11 protein-coding genes are annotated in these 18721 nt (G+C 64.3%); 2 read left to right on the forward strand and 9 right to left on the reverse strand.

Annotated elements, in window-relative coordinates; genetic code table 11:
• Positions 1–26: 26 nt before the first annotated feature.
• From ACOCMH_RS24315 to ACOCMH_RS24340, 6 genes are all read right to left on the reverse strand, one after another.
• Entirely contained in the window at positions 27–290 is a 264-nt protein-coding gene (locus ACOCMH_RS24315; RefSeq protein WP_427309430.1) for a hypothetical protein, read from the reverse strand.
• Positions 287–9226: a hemagglutinin repeat-containing protein gene (locus ACOCMH_RS24320; protein WP_427309432.1), complete on the reverse strand. Its 8940-nt coding sequence runs from the start codon at positions 9224–9226 to the stop codon at positions 287–289. The genes ACOCMH_RS24315 and ACOCMH_RS24320 overlap by 4 nt, the downstream gene beginning before the upstream one ends.
• Before the next feature lie 145 nt (positions 9227–9371).
• A complete protein-coding gene (locus tag ACOCMH_RS24325; protein ID WP_427309433.1) occupies positions 9372–9578 on the reverse strand; it encodes a hypothetical protein in 207 nt (68 codons plus the stop codon).
• 9 nt (positions 9579–9587) lie between these two features.
• Complete coding sequence (locus ACOCMH_RS24330; protein ID WP_427309435.1) at positions 9588–10862, reverse strand: MFS transporter; 1275 nt, start codon at positions 10860–10862, stop codon at positions 9588–9590.
• An 84-nt stretch (positions 10863–10946) separates the two neighbouring features.
• Positions 10947–12002 (reverse strand): 3-keto-5-aminohexanoate cleavage protein, encoded by a 1056-nt coding sequence (locus tag ACOCMH_RS24335; protein ID WP_427309436.1) that lies wholly within the window; start codon positions 12000–12002, stop codon positions 10947–10949.
• Between the two features lie 47 nt (positions 12003–12049).
• The gene (locus ACOCMH_RS24340; RefSeq protein WP_427309438.1) at positions 12050–12451 is read right to left on the reverse strand and encodes a carboxymuconolactone decarboxylase family protein; all 402 of its coding nucleotides are present in this window, start codon (positions 12449–12451) and stop codon (positions 12050–12052) included.
• A gap of 134 nt (positions 12452–12585) precedes the next feature.
• On the opposite strand from ACOCMH_RS24340, the gene ACOCMH_RS24345 reads away from it, so the two are divergent.
• Both ACOCMH_RS24345 and ACOCMH_RS24350 read left to right on the forward strand, forming a co-directional pair.
• Positions 12586–13791, forward strand: coding sequence for an AraC family transcriptional regulator (locus ACOCMH_RS24345; RefSeq protein WP_427309440.1), 1206 nt, complete (start codon positions 12586–12588; stop codon positions 13789–13791).
• A gap of 289 nt (positions 13792–14080) precedes the next feature.
• Positions 14081–14359: an RT0821/Lpp0805 family surface protein gene (locus ACOCMH_RS24350; protein WP_427309442.1), complete on the forward strand. Its 279-nt coding sequence runs from the start codon at positions 14081–14083 to the stop codon at positions 14357–14359.
• A 195-nt stretch (positions 14360–14554) separates the two neighbouring features.
• On the opposite strand, the gene ACOCMH_RS24355 is transcribed toward ACOCMH_RS24350, so the two are convergent.
• From ACOCMH_RS24355 to ACOCMH_RS24365, 3 genes are read right to left on the reverse strand one after another with little or no spacing between them, the layout of a single operon-like run.
• Positions 14555–15709 carry a CMD domain-containing protein gene (locus ACOCMH_RS24355; RefSeq protein ID WP_427309443.1) on the reverse strand — a complete coding sequence of 385 codons (1155 nt, stop codon included), beginning with the start codon at positions 15707–15709 and terminating at the stop codon, positions 14555–14557.
• Positions 15710–15765: 56 nt separating this feature from the next.
• Positions 15766–17076 (reverse strand): acyl-CoA thioesterase/bile acid-CoA:amino acid N-acyltransferase family protein, encoded by a 1311-nt coding sequence (locus ACOCMH_RS24360; RefSeq protein ID WP_427309444.1) that lies wholly within the window; start codon positions 17074–17076, stop codon positions 15766–15768.
• An 11-nt stretch (positions 17077–17087) separates the two neighbouring features.
• Positions 17088–18668 carry an ABC transporter substrate-binding protein gene (locus ACOCMH_RS24365; protein ID WP_427309445.1) on the reverse strand — a complete coding sequence of 527 codons (1581 nt, stop codon included), beginning with the start codon at positions 18666–18668 and terminating at the stop codon, positions 17088–17090.
• Positions 18669–18721 lie beyond the last annotated feature (53 nt).

Consider the following 18721-nt stretch of genomic DNA (forward strand, 5'->3'; position numbering starts at 1 on the left):
ATTTTTTCAACTACCCTGCAAAGAACCTATTCCTTCGGTTTTTCGTCTTCCGAATAGGTACGCTTCGCCTTGCGCCAAGGCGATTCACCAAGAGGACGTAGGCCAAGTGCCTTTGATCGGCCTGCAAAGCCAGCAGCTGCGACCGCCATCAGTCCGATTGAAAAGCTCGCCAGCCTTCCGGGATAACTCTCAAGCCAATTTACACTCGCATACAAAAAAAACAAGCCAAAGCCAAGAAGCAGAATAATTGATAACCCAGTGAGATTTCCGTTATTAAAAAACATAATCATTTCCTCAACCTTTCATTGATCTTCTTTTGGGCATCGCTGGACCAGTCTGACGCCTTCCCAGCTTCTAACGCTTCATTTACTACCGGTGCAAGTAGCTTCCCATAGCCAGGAATTGCATTTGTGGCTTCACCTACACCAGCTGTCACCGTGTCGGCGGCGAGAGATCCCGCGTTCGGGCGCACAGTTTGTTGCAGCACCGTCAAGGCGAAATTCGCGCCTGTCGCTATCACAGACACGGCCTCTGACAGGGGCACATGAGCACCAGGTACTGCTGACGCCGCAGTTGCAGTGGAAGCGATCCGGCCTGCTTGCTGGCTAGCCCAGCCCGACCCGTCGGCAAAATTCTCCCGCTTCTCATTGAGTTCCTTATCACCCATGGGCTTCGGAAGGCCCGCTGCACAATCCCCTTGCCCGGCACCGCACTTAGCGGTAGGTAACGTGCCCGGTGAGTATCCAATTTTTGGTACATTACTGTAATCTTGGCGGCTTGGGTATGGCACATCGCCCTGCAATGCCTTCTGTTGCGATTGGATATAGGTAATGATTTCAGAATTCGGCTGAGCTTGAACTTCCTGAATACGGGTGGTTCCAGCAACAGATTGCCATTGCACGCCCGAGTCGATCGGCTTGGTGTTAGCCGCATCGATTACGTCCGGCCGACCCGACTCGATCACGTTGCCGTTCATATCGACCAGACTCGATAGCCGCATCTGGGCTTCGATCTGCTCGGCGGTGTATTTGCCGTTGCTGTTGGCAGCCATTTTCTTGGCCAACTGTTTTTCATCCGGATGCAGTTGCCGGTTGAAGCGATCCACATTCGCTGCCGTTGCTGCACCAGAGCCTCCGCCCACAACTGCACCAATACCGCCCGCAGCAATATTGGCCGCCAAGTTGCCAAGTGTTTCATTGAGGTCGGCGTTCCCGGTGTTTGCTCCCTTGGTCACCGCGCTGCTCAGCTCGTTCAGCTTGCCGCCGGCAAGCGATGCAAGCCCGGCTCCCGCAGCACCGGCCAAGGCGTTACCGCCACCAAGTCCGGCGATGAGCGCGCCGCCAGCGGAATGCAGCGCAGCCCGGTAGCTGCCACCTTCGCCCCAGCTCTTGGCCTCGGCCAGGTATTGCTCTTGCAGCCTGGTGTCGCCTGCCTCGCCGGCGGCCTTGGCGTTTCTCATGGCCTCATCGTACTTGGCCGTGGCGACATCGCCCACGGTCTTCGCCACTGCCTCGCCTGCCGCCTGCGCTGCCGCCATCATGTCGGCCTGCTTGCTCAGCAGGTTGTCCAGACCCGGATTGCTGCCGACCTGCGTATTGGTCTTTGACGTGTCGCGCTGCAGCGTCGCCAGATCCTGCTTCTGGTTGGCGCTGTCGGTGATGTTCAGCGTGCCTTCGGCCACCGCCGCCTGGGCGATACCACTTTCGCTACCGCTCTTGTGCTGCGGGACCATCGGGCTGATGCCGCCGGTGTTCTTGCCGGAGGTTGGACCGCTATTGCTTTGTCCGGATGGAGTGCCCATTGCGCCGCCCGCGGAGACACCCATCGATGTGGCGCTGTAGTCCGAGTGGTTCCGGACATCGCTCCAGGTCAGGGTGCCAGTGGTCAGGCTGTTCTTGTCCTTGCTGGCTTCGCTGGCGATCACCGCGCCCTTCAGGTCGGTGTTGCCCTTCACATCGATGTCGAAGCCACCTTGTCCGGCGTAGATGCCGGACTGCTCGGAGACGTTCGCGTAGCTGCTGTCCGCTTTGCCCTTTGAGGCAGACAAACTGGCCGAGCCACCGCCCTGGCTGATGCTGAAACCGCCGCCCATGCTTTGCTGGCGCGCATGGGATTCCTCGGTGTCCTGCCGGCTGGCGAGGTTCAGGTCGCCGCCTACGTTCGCGATCACCTTGCCGCCGCTGACCGTGCCACCGAGGATGTTGGTGTCGTTGCCCGAGACGATGGTCACCGACTCCTTGCCATTGACATGACTGTTGGCCTGGCTCGCTCCAACCGTATCCGCGTTGCCCTTGGATTTCGAAGCCGAGGCCGAAACGCCAAAGCCCTGCGCACCGTATGACACGCCCACACTCGCGCTGCTGGACTTGTTGGTGCTGTGGCTCTCGTCGGTATCGGTCGCCGACACGATGTTCACATCGTTCCTGGCCCCCAGCGCTACCTTGTTAGCATTGATGTCGGAGCCAACGACGTTCAGGGTGCCCGCCGTCTTGTTGCCGTCGGCATCCATGCCTGTGGCGACGAAGGCTGCGGTACCGCCTGCCTTCACCCGCGAGCCGTCGTGGCTGGTGCTGTCCTGTGTCAGCGTCTGCTTGCTCTGGCTGGTGCCCCAGGACAGGGTCACGGCTGCCCCGGCCAGCGGATTGCCCATGGCTTGGGCAGTATCGGCCACGTCCCGTGCGGCGGCGATGCCCCACAGCGCGGAGGCCCGGCCGTCCTGGCTCTTGCCGGCGGAATTGATCTTGTTGCCGGCATTGATCGCCGCGCCGATGGCGCCGCCTGATACGCCCAGCGTAAAGCCGCTTTGCTTCACTTCGTGCGTCTCGTCGTGGTGGCGCGTGCCTTGCGCCGCCTCGATGGTGACGTCTGCCGCCACGCCCGTCACGTCCTTCGCCGCGATCAGGTCACTGCCGCTCACCTTGATCGTGCTGCCGGCTTTTAGATGCACACTGCCATCAGTGGCGCCGACGAGGCTGCCGGTCTGGGTCACCGCGCTGTCGTTGGTGGTGTCCTTCTGATCCCGCTTGCCGTAGGAAATGCCAGAGCCGGTCGCTCCGAATCCCGACTTGGTCGTGTGCTCATAGCTATGCGCGGAACTGGTGTTCTGCGCGCTGCCGATGGTCAGGTTGCGGCCCGCGTCCAGGTTCACGTCATGCGTGGCCGCAAGCGTCGAACCGGAGACCGTCAGGTCTCGCCCGGCGTTGGCCGAGACGCTGTCGCCTGATACCAGCGAACCCACCGCGACGGTCTGTTGCTGGCTGCTCTCCTTGGTCGTCTGCTCCTTCGACATGAAGCCCGAACGCTTGGTCTCCGACCAGCTTTGCGACTGGTGGGTCTCCGTGATGGTGCCCAACGTCACGTCGCCCGTGGCAACCAGGTTGGCAGCGCCCTTGTCGGTGGTCACCGCCGAACCCAGCACCGCCAGGTTGCCGGTGCCATTACTGTCGGGCGAGGCAGGTGCGATGCCGTTGGCCTGCAGCACAGAATTCACACTGGCCGATTGCCCGGCTCCCAGGTTAGCGTTGTTGCCCGCGCGCACTGAACTGCCGCTCGCGCTCTCGTCAACCGACGATGTCGTGTACTGCGCGCCCTTGCCGCCGAGCGAGCCTTCGCTGTGTGTGCGCGTATCCATCAAGGCGGTGACGGTAGTGTCGCGCCCGGCGACCAGCGAAGCGTTGCCGCCTGCCTGGATGGCGGAGCCAGTCAGCGTCGCGTCGCGCCCGGCAACGACCACCGCATTCTGCCCCGCCTGCACCGCGCTGCCCGCGCCGGCGGTAGTCTGGTCATGGTAGTAGCTCTGGCCACCGCGTGAGCTGGAATCCTGGGTGGTGCCCAGCGCCACCGTGCCCAGGTTCAGGTCGCGGCCGGCCGCCAGCAGGGCGTTCTTGCCAGCATCGACGGTGCCACCGGCCATGTCGATGTCGCGTCCGGCGAGCACGGCCGCCGTACCGGTTGCCATAATGCTGGCTACGGCCCCGATCCCGGTCGCCCCGACGCTGTGGGTGCCCATGGCGACCTGGTTGGTGACGGTCTGCGTCTCGTTGACGACGTCACGTCCGGCGGACACCAGGGTGTCGGTACCGGTGATGCGTCCGCCCAGGTTGCGTACGTCCTGCCTGGCCTGGACCACGGTGGTGCCGGTGCTGCCAAGCTGGCCCCGGTTGACGATGTTGTTGCCAAGTACCTGCGTGGCGACGTCGCCAACGATACGGCCGCTGTTGTCGACGTCACCGCTTGCGCCGATCGCCACGGTCTTGCCAGCCACCAGCGAGCCGGAATCGGACAGGTTCACCGTGCTGGCCTGTGCCAGGTAGAGCTTGGGCACCAGTACGGACTGGCGGCTGCCGTCGGGCAATGTCACCTCTTGCGACACCAGCCACACCATGTCCGTGGTGAGCTGGCGCATCTGCGCGTCGGTCAGGCCCACACCCGGCGTCAGGCCGAAGGCATTGGCGTACGTCACGCCGTTCGTCATGAGGGCCTTGTACTCCTCGATGTGGTCAGAGTGCCCGGCAAGGAACGTGCGGCCGGTCAGCTGGGTCACCTGGTCACGCACCAGCTTTTCTTCGTAGAAGCCATCGCCCAGGCGCTTCTGGATCTTCTGCGGATCCAGCCCAAGTTGCCCCAGCAGGTAGTCGCTGGAGATGAACGACTTGTACTGCGTGAAGCGCGGGTCCGTCGCCACCAGGTAGGTCGCGCCCGGTGCAGGCTGGAAACGGAACAGGCCATTGGTCGGCAGCGTCAGGTTCGGTACGCCACCCTGCGCGGTGCCCACGGTTTGCGGACGGCTACTCTGGCCGGAGACACTGCCCACCTGCGCTCCGACGGTACCGCCACCGGTCACGCCATTGGTAGTCACGTTCTGGCCCACCGTGCTCACGGTCGCGACGGTCACATCCTTTGCCGCGATCTGCACTGCCTGGTTGGATGTGACCACGGCCGGCAGCGCCATCACCGTAGTAGGTGCTTGCGGCGTGGTCGGGTAGGGCACAACCTGCGTGTCGTTGTTGCCACCGGTCTTCTGGTGCCAGTAGAAGGTTGAGGTCTCGGTTGTGCTGACGCTGTGCTGCAGCGCTGTGCCGGTGCTGGTGATGCCGCCACCGGGAGCCCGTGCGGCCAGGTCGCCGCCGGCGGCAATGAGGGAAGACTGGTTCAGGATCGACCCGCCCGCGCTGTTGATGCGGATCGCCCCGTTTGCCTGGATCTTGCCCGGGTCGGTGGCGCTCACCAGCCGGTCAGTCGCGGTGGTGGTGGCTGTCGTGCGGGAGATTTCGCTGTAGTCGTGGCTGTCCACGCCCAGGTCAAAGCGCATCCGCACCTCGTCCGGGCGGATCTGCCTGGACGGATCCCAGTCGGGCCAGAAGGTGATGCTGTACGTGCTGCCGTTGTCCGTGATGGACTGGTAGTGCTGCGTCGGCTTGCTGGTCAGATTGCGCGTGAGCGGCTGCGGCGGCGGGCAATCCGAGCAGATGATCCGCGAAGTCACATCGTAGTATTGCTCAACCGGTGGCTGCGTAAAGGAGAACGTCCGTGCCGAGGCATCGAGATGATTGACTGTGGCTTTGTCCACCGTCAGCGTGACGGGCTGCATCAGGGCATAGGTGCGGCTGGCGCTGACCGAGGCATTTTCGCCGTTCCACCTCCAGCCCGGGAATGTCACGCTCTCATGAAAACTCAGGTCCGCACCGGTCATGCCGGCATTCCACATGGTCAGCGTCTTACTTTCCGTCTGCGCCGTGCCCGGCGCCGTGACGATGCTGGTGCGGGTGTTGCTGACCGTGCGCGCGGCAATGTCGATGTCGCCGTCCGCCTCGATCGTTGCGGATCGGTTGGTCAGGGTATTGACCTGGTTGGCGAGCATGCCGCCGGCGTCACGCATGCCATCGCGGGCAATCTGCAGGTTGCCCGCGCTGTAGAGCGTCGCGCCATCGAGGTTTGACACCGAGTTGGTCGCGTAGACCTTGAGATCCTGCGCGGCGGCGATGATCGCCGACGCGCCAGTGTTGGTCAGATCCGCGGCCTGCACCTGCACGGTATTGCCGATCACTGTGCCGGTGTTGTCCAGCGTCGTGCTGGTGGTCTGCACCGTATCGCCCTCGATGCGGCCCGCGTTTGTGATGGCATTGGCGGCCTGCACGCTGGTCATGGTGCCGTTCATGCCGCCGCCGGTGGCATTGATGACATTGGTGCCGGCCACAGTCAGGTTGCCGGCGGCTGCCAGCGCACCCGTGTTGGTCAGCGTGCCGCGGGCGGCCACGCGCAGATTGCCGTCGGCCTTGAGGTGGTTGGCCGCGTCGTTGAGGTAGTCGCCCGCCACGTCGAGCGACAGGTCGCGCCCGGCCGTCATCTCGCCACTGCCGGCAATGGCGCCTTTGGCACTGACGTCCCGGTTGGCACGCACGGCGCCGCCTGCGTTGCTCATCGACGCGACGTTGACCGTCACGTCCTGCCCGCCCAGCATGGTGCCGCCATCGTCGGCAAGCGTCGCGCCCGCCTGGTCCAGCGTCAGGCCGGTGCCGCCATACAGCGTGCCGCCGCGGTTGTCGACGCGGTGGCTGGTGTTCAAGGTCAGTGCCCCGGCGGCGACCAGCGTCGCGCGGCCGGTATTGGCGAGATCCTGGGCGTTGACCGTCACGTCGCCGTTGCCACCGAGCGCGCCGCCCGTGTTATTGAGCGCCGAGGCCGAGCTGACCGTGGTCGAGCCCGTGCCGGCGTTAACGAGCCGCCCGCCGGCGTTGTCGAGGCTGGCCGTCGAGACGACAGCCTGGCTGCCGGCGCCATTGGCGGCGAGGGTACCCCCGGTGTTGCCGAGCGCGCCGGCCGCGCTGACCGCGAGGTCGCCGCCGGTCTGTGTGGTGCCGCCCGTGTTGTCGAAGGCGTCGCCGCTGGTGAGCGACAGGCCGGTTTGTCCGTAGAGCGTGCCCTGGGCATTGTTGACGGTGCCGGCCTGGGTAACGAGCGCCCCATTAGTCTCGATGCGGCCTGCGGTATTGGCAAGCGCGCCCTGGCTGGTGAGCGTGAGCGAGCCGGTACCGGCGTGGTCGATCTGGCCACCGTCGTTGATGAGCGCACCCGCGCCAAGGGTCAAGTTCTGGCCATTGGCGGCGAGCTTGCCGCCAGTGTTGTCCAGCGATCCACCGACGCTAACGGCGGCATCGGTCTGCCCATACTGGCTGATGGTGCCGCTACGGTTGACCAGGTTGTCCGTCGTGCGCAGGCTGAGCTGGTCACTCTCGAGGCGGCCCGCGGTGTTGTCGAGCGAGGCGGCCGACGCGTTCAGCGTGGCGCCGGAGATCGTGCCCTGGCGGTTGCTCAGGGCGCCCGCCACGGTGGCGGTCAGGGTGCCGCCTGCGGTCAGGCTGCCGGCATCGTTGTTTAGCGTGGTTGCACTGACACTGGCATCGCCCGCGCCACTGATCTGGCCATGATTGGCGATGGTGTCGGCAGTCAGTTGCGCACTGCCGTTGCCCCCGATCACGCCGCCCTGGGCACCGGTCGCGGTGGTACCAGCGGCGTTGGTCAAGGCGCCGGCGGCGCGGATTGCCAGGCTGTCGCCGCCCAGTGACACCAGGCGCCCGGCGGTGTTGTCCACGGCGCCCGCGTCAACACCGAGCGCACCTTCGGCCTGGACGGTGCCTTGCGTGTTGTTCAGTGCGCCGGCCGCCTGGATGGTCGTCGCGCCCCGCGAGACGATCTGCCCGGCCTGGTTCGACACGCTGGCGGCCGTCAGGGAAAGATTGCCCTGGCTTGACAGTTGCCCCCGATCGTTGAGGAGGGCGCCCTGAGCGCTGGCAACGAGCGCGCCACCGGCGCTGGCCGCCGCCCCGGTCAGGTCGAGGTTGCCCCCCGTGGCCGTCAGGTTCAGGTTGCCGTTGACGCCGGTCTGGCCGCCCGCGAGCGTGACGCTCGCGCCCTGCAGGGTGGCGCTGCCGCCGGCGACGTTCCTGCCCGTGGCCGCCAGCGCGCCGCTTGCCGTCACGTTCAGATCCCCGCCTTGGACCACTGTGCCGTCGGCGTTGACGCCCGCGCCAAGCGTGCCGCTAGACGCCACGCGGTCGGCATTGACCGTGAGCGCTTGTTGCGCCGCCAGCGTCCCGCTGTTTGTCAGGGCGCCGCCGGTGCTGACCGATGCCGCTCCAGCGCCGTAGGTGATGCCGCTGTTTTCGATACCATCGCGCGCGCTGACGGCCAGGTTGCCGCCGGCGTTGGTTTGCCCCGCAAGGACCAGCTTGCCTTGCGCAGTGAGCATCAGGTCGCCAGCCTGCGCGGCCAGCACGCCCCGGTTTGAAACCCCGACACCCAGCTCGGTCGATGCCAGCAGGATCTTGTTGGCATACATGCCGCCCAACTGGCTCACGTCGATGCCAAGCCCCGGGGCGCCGCCGATGCCAGCCACCGGCGTAGCCGCCAGCGTGGCACGGTCCACCTGGTTCGCGCCGGCCACGACATTGAGCTGGTTGGCATAGAGCGCCGCATTGGCCGACACCGCGCGCGCGATCAGGTCGACCTGATCGACGTTGGCCGCGTTCAGGCCCGCGCCGTCGATACTGATCTGGCCACCGGTCACGCGAAACGCATCCAGGCTGCCACTGCCCCCGAATACCGGCACACCGGTCGTGAGCGTCGCGCGGCTGGTATTGATAAAGCCCGCGCCATTCACGAGGATGCCGTTGGGATTGGCTACGATTACCTCGCTTTTGGGGCCCGCCACCTCAAGATACCCGCGCAACTGGCTCGGCAGCGTACTGGTGACCTGGTTGACGATGAGCCGGGCCGAGCCGCCCGGCAACAGGTTTGGATTGCCGTTGATATAGCCTGCCTGCTGGGTCGAGGCCACCGTCGGCGAGTTGTTCAGGATCACGCCGGTTCTTGGTACATCGAACTGCGTGTAGGCATTGGCGGACACGCCCGCGGCCGAGGGGCGGGTGATGTTGACCTGCGGCAAGGCGTTGGCCGTTTGCCCAACCGTCGGACGATTCGCGCCGGCATTCGGGTCCGCCACCACCTGCGCGACAACCTGCACGGGTAGCCCTGCGGCCAGCCACGCCGCGAGTGTCAGCGCTGGCAGTGCAAAACGTGCAAGAGGCAGCGCGCCTCCAGCTTCCTCTTCTCCCGCCGCACGCGTGCCGGCCTGCTTGCCCTTGCCGGTGCTGGTGGCCGACTCTTCAACGGCAATCAGCATGCCGCGATGCTTGTTGAAAACGAGACGGTAGCGGCGGTGGTTCATAAGGTCGGGAATCCGCGAGGCATTTTTACGCCTCGCAATATAGCCAAGCCCTGTACCGCTCAATCATCAAAGATTCAAAGAATTGCGAGAACTCAAGGAAGTCGGGAAATCGGAATTTTCCGATATACGGCAGTAGAAGAGAATGCTAGCCGTATAATCGCCGGCATTGACGTTGAAGGGCAACGGCCAAGGTCAATTCCGCACGCACCACATTGAGGCTCATGTCGATATCCCAGATCACGAGGTGCGCGCCTTCCATGGCGAGGTCGATTGCAATAGCGCCGCCCATTCCCCGACCAGCGCCGGTGACCAGGGCCACACGACCCGATAGGGGTTGCCTCTGGTGTTGCATGATGATTCTTTATTTCGTCGTTTGCAGTGAGGGCATATCGATGGCCGGCTGTTTGCACGACACACGCGTAGCCAGTGCGAAGAACAGCGCCGAAGAGAGGGTCAGGGCGTCGGTGGTCAGCAATATCCTTGTCAGCGGCACGGTCACCCCATTTGCGATGAGATAGTCCGTCGCGGCACCAACGACCACGGTGCCAATCGCAAGTGCAAAGACGTTGATGCAGAGCATCGTAAAGCCGGAAATCGTCGAGCGCATGTTCTGGGGCGTCATGCTCGCGATTGCCGCATTGGCTGGCCCATAAATCGCCAGCGGCAGAAAGAACGCAACGCACATGCCGACATAGAACAGGGCGGACCCGGCCGGGGCGAGACGAAAGGCGATAACGAGCGGCGCGCAGACGATGACGAGCAGCGCGATGAAGCTTGCACGGCCACCACGGAACCGATGCCCCACGCGATCACTGAGCACGCCACCCGCCACTGCGCCTAGAGTGCCGAACAACAGCTGCAGCGCGCCAATGCGCGTGGCGATGTCGTTGGCTTCCATGCCGCGCTCATTCACTAGCCACAGTTGCATGAAGGACAGGCTGGCGAACGCGACGTGAATCAGCACGAAGCCAACAATGGTGAAACGCAGTGCACGGTGGCCCTTGATCAACTGCAGGACGGCCCGGATCTGTTGCATGGCGGGTGCGCCACGTTCCTGCGATGTCACCTGTCGCCGATCTTCCTTGAGCCATGCCAGCGGCACGGCAATGGCAACGCCGACTGCGCCCAGAATGTAGAAGGTGTCGCGCCAGCCGTGGGAGGCACCGAGTGTGCCCGCCAGCAGAAAGCTGCAACCGATGCCGAGGGGAATGCCCATGAAGAACAGCCCCATCGCCGTACCACGGCGTTTCTCGGAGAACAGTTCAGCAAGCAGACTCACTGCGGCAGGCACCAGTGCCGCCTCGCCGCTGGCGACAAAGAAGCGTGCAACGGCCATCTGCTCGAAGCTCTGTGCATGGCCAGAAGCCCAGGTGCAGACACTCCAGATCAGAATGCCGGCTGCGATAATCCGCGTCCGGCTGAAGCGGTCGGCAAGCGTTCCCATGACCATCGCCATGACCCCGAAGCTAAGCACCCACACCGCGCCAACCAGGAAGCCATATTGCGCATTGTTGAGCGCCAGATCCTTGATGATCTGGGGCGAGAATCCCAGCAACATGTTGCGATCAATGTGCGCAAGCAGATGGAGGGTCAACAGGGTCGCCAGAACGGCTGAAGGGCTTTTTTTCCAAAGCATTGGAGATCTCCACTTCTCGGAGCGCTGGTCATAGGCGGACGGCATGCGGGTACGCTGCCGCGCGCTGTCCGAGACAAGCTTGTGTCAGGCCGCCTTGCGCAACGGAACTCCGCGCTGCGCTGGCGCACGGTTGGGTACCATGCCCAGGGCGTTCAGCGTCTCTTCCGCGGAATTCCACTGGGTACCGATTTGGTAGATGCGGCGCGCATCCACTCCAGTGGCAATCTCGCGGTTCAGTTCGCGCGCAATGCGTACCATTTGATCGATCTGCTGGACAGACGTCGCGCGCTTGCCGTCCGGGCCGAACAGCGTGTCTTCGATACCGACGCGCACATGCAGACCAAGCGCGATTGCCATCGTGTTCATCGGCACGACATTGCGGTTCAGGGTTTCGATCGTGAGGACGGCGCCATCCGGGGTACGACGCGCGAATTCGAGCAGGTCAGCCGGATGCAGCGCTGAGGCGCCGCCGCCAATCGCGACATAGTTCAGGTTCAGTGGCCCGGCATAGACACCCCTGCGAATCAAACGCTCGAGGGTTTCCAGTTGCGTCAGGTTGCCAAGCATGAACTGCGGTTGAATGCCGCTGGCCACCAGGCGCTTGATGTGCTCGACATGCCACGACGGGTTGGACGGCGAGATCATGTCGCGATAGGCTGCCTGCAGCGCGGGATTCATGAACGAGGTGCCGGCGATGTCGGCTTCGGTCATCAACTCCATGATGTTCATCTGGCCGGTGTTGATCGCGACGGTGACTTGATCGGGACGTGGGTTCAAGTCGGCGAGCATATGTCGGGTGTCGTCGTCGGCCCACTTGGCGGCTTCGCCATCGCTCTCGGGCGCAAACGAGATTGAACCACCGACCTGCAACACCATCTCGGGCACGGCGTCGCGCAGGCGAGCGAGCATCTCATTGAATTTCGACAGCCGCTTGCTGCCTTTGCCGTCCGCCTCGCGCACATGGACGTGCAGCACGGTAGCACCGGCGTTATAGCAATCGACCGCCTTCTGGATCTGCTCTTCCATGGTGAGCGGGATATCGTCCGAGTCGCCAGGAATCCATTGCGGACCGTACGGCGCCACCTGGATCACGAGTTTTTCCTGGTTTTCCGGCAGCAGGGAGTCATCTAGGAATTGCATGGGTTAAGTCCTTGGATCGAGTGATTGTGTGACGGTAGGAAAATCGATCAGGCAGCGGTGCGCTCGGCTACACGCTTTTCCTGTTCCATGGCCGCCAGTTCTTCCAGGAGAATCGGGGCGCCCAGACTGGTGGAATGAATCCCCAGCACGCTGACTGCTTGCAAGACCGCGGCGATCTCTGCCCGGGTGGCCCCGAGTTCAAGCGCCTTGCGAATGTGACGGCGTGTGCCAGGTGCGTACATGTGAGTGCATGACGCATCCACTGCGATGGCGAGGAACTCGAGCACCTTCGGCTCGAGTACGCCCGACGTCATCGTGTGCGCGCCCATTGCCATGAATTTCTCGGTCCAGACGGGATCCAGTTCCGCAATCGGGTCCCACGCCGCATTCCAGTTACCAGTCTTGCGCAGTTGGTCGCAGACGGGGGTAGCCCCGGCCATATCGCTCATCGTTTGCCTCCTGAGTTTCGAAGCGGCGCGCATGTCAGCGCCTTGGATGCAAGTATCGGAGACAAGCCATCCGCCGATTTGACATTCCGGGCGTTTTTATTTACATATTCGGCAACACCCAGGGGACGCGCAACATGGCTTACCTCGTTCGAAGCTCCGCCCTCACGGATTACCTCAAGGTGGCGAGGTCCGTTGGCATCGATCCGTACCGCTTCCTCAGGGCAAACAGGATCGATCCCTCGGCACTGGCCTCGGATGTCATGATTCCGGCCGAGGCGGTGGCGCGCCTGCTGGAGGCATCCGCCGAGGCTGCAGGCATCGCGGATTTTGGGTTGCGCATGGCGCGAAGCCGTGAGCTTTCGAACCTCGGAGCCCTTGCTTTCGTGATGCAGGAGCAGCCGACCCTGCGCAAGGCACTTGACTCCGTTGGCCGCTATCTGCGTTTGCAAAACGAGGCACTTCACATGCGGATCGAGGAGGCCGAGGGCATCGTTGTTATCCGGGAAGATGTGCTGGATGGTTTTGCTGGAACCATGCGGCAGGCGATGCAGTTGGTGCTCGGTGTGCTGCATCGAACTCTGACCACGATTCTGGGTAGCTCGTGGAAACCCAGGGCCGTCTGTTTTACGCATGCGGCCCCTTCCAGCGTTGCCATGTACGAGCGGGTGTTCAATGCTCCTGTTTTATTCAAGCAGGACTTTGATGGCCTTATTTGCCGCGCATCCGATCTGGAAGTTGGGATCCCTGCCTATGATCCGGTAATGGCGCAGCAGGTTCGCCGGCACCTTGACATGCTGTTGGCGCAGTCCAATGCGACGATGCCCGAGCAGGTTCGAAAGCTCGTCGTCACGCTGCTGCCGTCGGGAATGTGCTCAATGGATCGGGTGGCGCGGCATTTGGGTGGTTGTCGCAGGACCGTCTCGACCCATCTTGCCCAACATGGCCAAAGCTATCTGTCGATAGTCGACGACGTACGGGAAGATATGGTTATGGGATACCTGGCTAATACCACCCGTCCAGTGTCAGAAGTCGCGACGCTGGTCGGCTTCTCATCTCTGAGTGCATTTTCACGCTGGTTTGGAAACCGATTCGGATCCAGTGTTTCCGAGTGGCGTCGCAAGAATGCTCGCAATGCGGTTTTGGGTAATGGGGACGGACAAGGAGCCGAGCCGTACAGTTCTATGTCGGGCGTGAACGCTGCTGAGACCCCCGCCGTCTTGCAGGGCGAAGATCTTCCGGATGATCTCGACAGCTTGCGTGCTGTTGCATTGCACCAAAACCGCCTTGCGCGTGCCTTGTGGAAGGAACTGGAAAGTCTGAGAAGACAGGTCGGACGGTAGTCGTTTGTGTGGAGTGGCCTATCGAAGGCTTGCTATGTCGGTTAAAGCCGTAAAGGCGGGCAGCAGGAGATTTCCCTAGGCGTGTCGTCGGAGTCCTCTTAAATTGAAGGATCTCTTCGCTCCATGTTGCATCAGTGGACGCTTGTCACCCGCAAGGAGGATGACTGCCATGTCTAGGAAACCAATTCCCGTTCTGATGGCACTTGCTCTCTGCGCGGCTTTGGGCGGTCGCGTTACCTCCGTGGAGGCGTACTTCGAACATCCACTGAGCGGAACCGTTATTGGGAGCATGAACAAAGCCGAAAAAGACGAACTGCTGCGAGCTATCAACACGTTGCTGGACAACGGGAAGGACCGCACGGCGGCTCCATGGCACTACCCTGCCAAGGGTTCACGCAAGGAAATTAAGGGCACGCTAACGCCCCTTAAGACAAAGACGGATCAGGGGCAGTCTTGTCGGCAATTGAATGTCCGCCTGCAGCGTGCCCACCAGAGCGGGAACTGGACGGGATGGTTCTGCAAACAAAGCGACGGTCGTTGGCTTTCACGCAGCGTTTCCCGGGACTAGCCGCGTGCAGAGTACAACTCGTCAACGCCAAGTTATGCCTCAGGGGCGCAAAGGACAAGAATAGGTAGGCTGCCAATACAGCCAGGTGCACGATACCCTGCAGGACATTGGGGCGACCCATGCCCGCGGTGCGGGGCAGCACGCTGCAACTGGCGAGGGCTGCAGCCTACCATCCGGCCGCAGCCACCTGACGGTTTATTCCCCGGTCTGCTCCGGGAACACCGGCTCACCCAGGTTCAGCATCAACCGGTTCGCCCACGCGAAGATTGCGACAGAGTGGATCAGGTCCAGGATCTCCGCATCCGTGAGGCCCGCGTCGCGCAGCGGCTCGATCTGCCCGGCAGTGACTTGCGCCGGTTGCTCGGTTAGTTCGATCGAGAACTTCGCGATCGCCCGTTCGCGCGCGGTGGTGCCGGCGGTGCGGGGATCGTCGAACACCTGGCGGATCACGTCGTTGCGCTTGGCGAGTTGCTCGAAGCGCTGCGCGTGGACCGATGCGCAGTAGACGCAGCCGTTGATGCGGGACACCACCGTGCTGGCCAGTTCGCGTTCGGCGCGCGGCATGCCGCCGGGCGCGTACATGATGGCGTTGAAGGCGGTGGAGCGCTGGCGCAGGATCTCGGGCTGGTGCACCAGGAACAGGTAGTAGTCTGACACCTTGGCCTTGGGATGGCTTTCCTCCAGCACCGCGATCTGCCCGGGCGTGGCGCTGTCGATCCGGACCACATCCAGCCAGGCCTTCCAGTCCAGCACTTCATTGGTGAAGCCATGCGCGCGGATCGGGTTCGGCAGCGTGGTGCCGGCCGGGGCGGCGACGGCCTTGGTGGCCGGTTCGCCGGCCCCCAGCGCCTGCATTGCCTTGAGTCCGGCGACCAGGCGTACCTGGTAGGACAGGAAGGCGACCAGTTGCGCCAGCGTTACCACGTCGGGTGTGGCCAGGCCGGCCGCGGGCAGGGTCTGCAGGGCGGCCTGGTCGCCTTCCACCGGGCGCTCGCTCAGCGTGCGGGTGAACACCAGGATGGCGCGCAGGCGTGCGTCGGCCAGCGTGTCGGGGTTGCCTTGCCCGGCCACGGTGACCAGCGCCGCGTTGGCCTCGATGGCCTGCAGGCGCGCGCGGTAGTGGGCCACCAGGTCGGCGGCGCCCGCCAGGCGGGCGGCGTAGAGCGCGACCAGCAGGCGTTCGGTGAGCGTCAGGCCAGGCAGGGCGGGATCGAACAGCCCGTCGTAGCTGCCCTGGGTGGACGCCACCACCTTGTCGCGCGCGTGGCGCAGCGCATGGATGGCGGAGCCGGCGGCTAGGCCGGCGACTTGATCCACCACGTCGGTGGCGGCAGCGTTGGCTTGGGTCATGCGAAGACTCCCTGAGTGTCGAAGGATGTGTTGTCGTGCGGGCTCGGCCGTGAGCGTCAGCCTGCGGCGGCCTGCTGGCGCGCGGCCACGGCCCGCGCCAGGAATGCGCGTACCCCGCGCCAGGACGCCTCGTCGGCGCCGGCATTGGCCGCGGGCGTGCCACCCGTGGTGCTGATACGGCGGGACACCGGATGCGCGTAGACCGCCTGCGTGGTAGGCACGTAGGGGAACAGGATGGCATGGCCGGCGTCCTCGAAGTCGAGGTGCTCGACCGGATACGGATGGCCGACCTCGGCCAGCTTGTCGGCGACCATGCGTGAATACAGGCTGGATGGCCATGAGCCGTCGTCGGTGCCGGACAGCAGCATCACCGGCCCGCGGATGTGCTCGACCCGGATGCGGGCGCGCGCCACGGCGTCGGCATTCTTCAGCGCGGTCAGGATGGCACGCTCGTGCCGGTGTGGCGCCGGGCCTTCATCGAATGGCGCCCAGCTGGCGTCGGGGTTGTTCTCCCACACATGCGGCAGCGGCTTGCCATGGTGCAGCCAGGCCGCGCCCTCGCGGCCGATGGCCGGGTCCGCGGCATTCTGCGCGCTGTGCACCACCGCGCCCGGCACGTAGCCGACCACCGCCGATACCAGGTTGGGGAAGGTCGCGCCCAGCAGCAGCACCAGTTCGCCGCCGCGCGACTGTCCGGACAGCGCGATGAAGCCGTGCGCGGGTTGCAGTTCGCGATGCATCCATTGCAGGCCGCGCTCGAAGTATTCCAGCGGCGTGTTGGAAATGTAGTCCGACAGGCCCGGCGCCTTGAAATAGCCCAGCGCCAGCGCGGCATAGCCATGCGAGGCATAAAGCGCGGCGCGCGGTTCGTTGATGCCGCCGCCGGAGCCGTTGAGCACCATCACCGCCGGATGCGGGCCGGGGCCTGGCGGGCGGTAGAGCGTGCCGACCAGCCCGTCCGCGCGGATGTCCTCGCGCACCACGCCTGGCGTGGCCAGCCGCTGCACCAGCTCGCCGTGCGCTTCGCCGCCGGCGACGCTGACGGTGATCTCGGTCACCAGGGGCCGGATGGCGTCGGCATGGAACAGTTCGCGGCTGTCCGATGCCACCGGGCGCTGCGCCCACAGCAGGCCCATCGGCGCCACGCCGCTGTAGCTGCCACGCACCGGCGCGTCGCGCTCCAGGTCCACGCTGCCGTCGCTGGCGGCAATGAACTCGGCCTGGCTGGCCCAGGCGACGTCGTGGCCGCGCACGGTGCGCGTGCTGACGGCCACGGTCTCGCCGGGTTGCAGCCCGGTGATGGCGATGCGGCGCGGCACGTCGATGAGCGCATCCGCAGGCGTGACGACAAGGGTGGGGGCGGTCATCGTGGCCATGCTCACTTGCCCGTGCGCGTCACCATCATGGCGGCGGTGCGGTCGCTGGTCATCGGCGCTACCTTCAGGCCCTTTTTCGCCGCCCAGATGTTCTGGTAGTGGTACAGCGGCAGCACGCCCACGTCGTCGGACACCAGCTTGACCGAGCGGCGCAGGATGGCTTCGCGCTTGCCTATGTCGAACTCGGCGGTGGATTCCTCTAGCGCACGGTCCACGGCGGGGTTGCTGTAATGGCCCCAGTTGGAGGCGCCCAGGCCTTTCTTCGCGTCCACGGTGGCCAGCACGTTGACTAGCGCATAGCTGGCCTCGCCGGTGCCGTTGCCCCAGGCCAGCATGCTGACCGCGTACTCGTTCTTGTTGGCGCGGCCGGAGTAGACCGACCAGGGCACCACCTCCACCTGGGTCTTCACGCCCACGCGGGTCCAGAACTGCGCCACCGCCTGCGCCGTTTCCGGGCCCTGAGGGTAGCGGTCGTTTGGGGCATGGATGGTCAGCTTGAAGCCGTCGGGAAAACCGGCCTCGGCCAGCAGCTTCTTCGCCTGGGCGGGGTCATAGGCAATGTCCTTGACCTCGGGGTTGTAGCCAAAGGTCCCCTTGGGCATCCACTGATTGGCTACGGTGGCGGTGTTCTGCAGGATGCGGCCCACCACGGCCTCGCGGTTGATAGCCAGCGACAGCGCGCGGCGCACGCGCACGTCAAGCAGCGGGTTCTTGTCCAGCGGCTTGCCGGCGTTGTCGGTAATGTTGGGGTTGGGGCCCGGCTTGAAGCTCGGCTGCAGCAGCATCACGCGCAGGCCGTTGTAGGGGAACACGCTGACGCCGGGCGATTGCTTGAGCTTGGCAAGGTCAGACACCGAGACCTTGTCGATCACGTCCACGTCACCGGACAGCAGCGCCGCGGTGCGCGCCGGGCCGTTGTTGATATAGCGGTAATTGACCTGTTGCCAGGTCGGCTTGCCGCCCCAGTAGCCGTCATTGCGCGCCATGATCACACGGTCGCCCGGGGTGTAGGAGACGAACTTGTAGGGGCCGGTGCCCACCACCGCACGGCCCGCGTTGTAGTCGTCGGTGCTGGCCTTGTCGCCTACATGCTTGCTGACGATGTGCACGGAGGCCAGGTTCAGCGGCAGGTCGGGGTTGGCGATATGGGTCTTGACCAGCAGCGTGTACGGGTCCTTGGCGGTAGCGGATTCGATGGTGCGCAGGTAGCCCGAGAATGAGGCCACGCTGCCCGGCACGTTGCGCGCGCGCTGGTAGGAGAAGACCACGTCCTCGGCGGTGAAGGGCTTGCCGTCCTGCCACTTGACGTCGCGGCGCAGCTTGAACTCCCAGGTCTTGTCGTCCAGGGCCTTCCACGACAGCGCCAGCCCAGGCTGCAGCTTGTTGTCCTTGTTTTCGACCAGCAGGTCCCAGAAGTGCAGGTCCACCGAGCGGTCACCGGCGTGGTTGTTCAGCTGGGGGTCCAGCGACGACAGCGGGTCGGCAAAGCCGATCGTCAGCGACTGCGCGGATGCCACTGCCGCGCCGGCGCAAAGCACGGCGGCCACGGTGGCGCGCAAGGAGAAGGACAGCGAGCGTTTCATGGGGCGATTCCTCGGGGCGGTTGCTGGAATGGGCGGGCAATAAGAGGGCATGC

Source organism: Cupriavidus sp. H39 (assembly GCF_050271075.1).
Lineage (GTDB): Bacteria > Pseudomonadota > Gammaproteobacteria > Burkholderiales > Burkholderiaceae > Cupriavidus > Cupriavidus necator_B.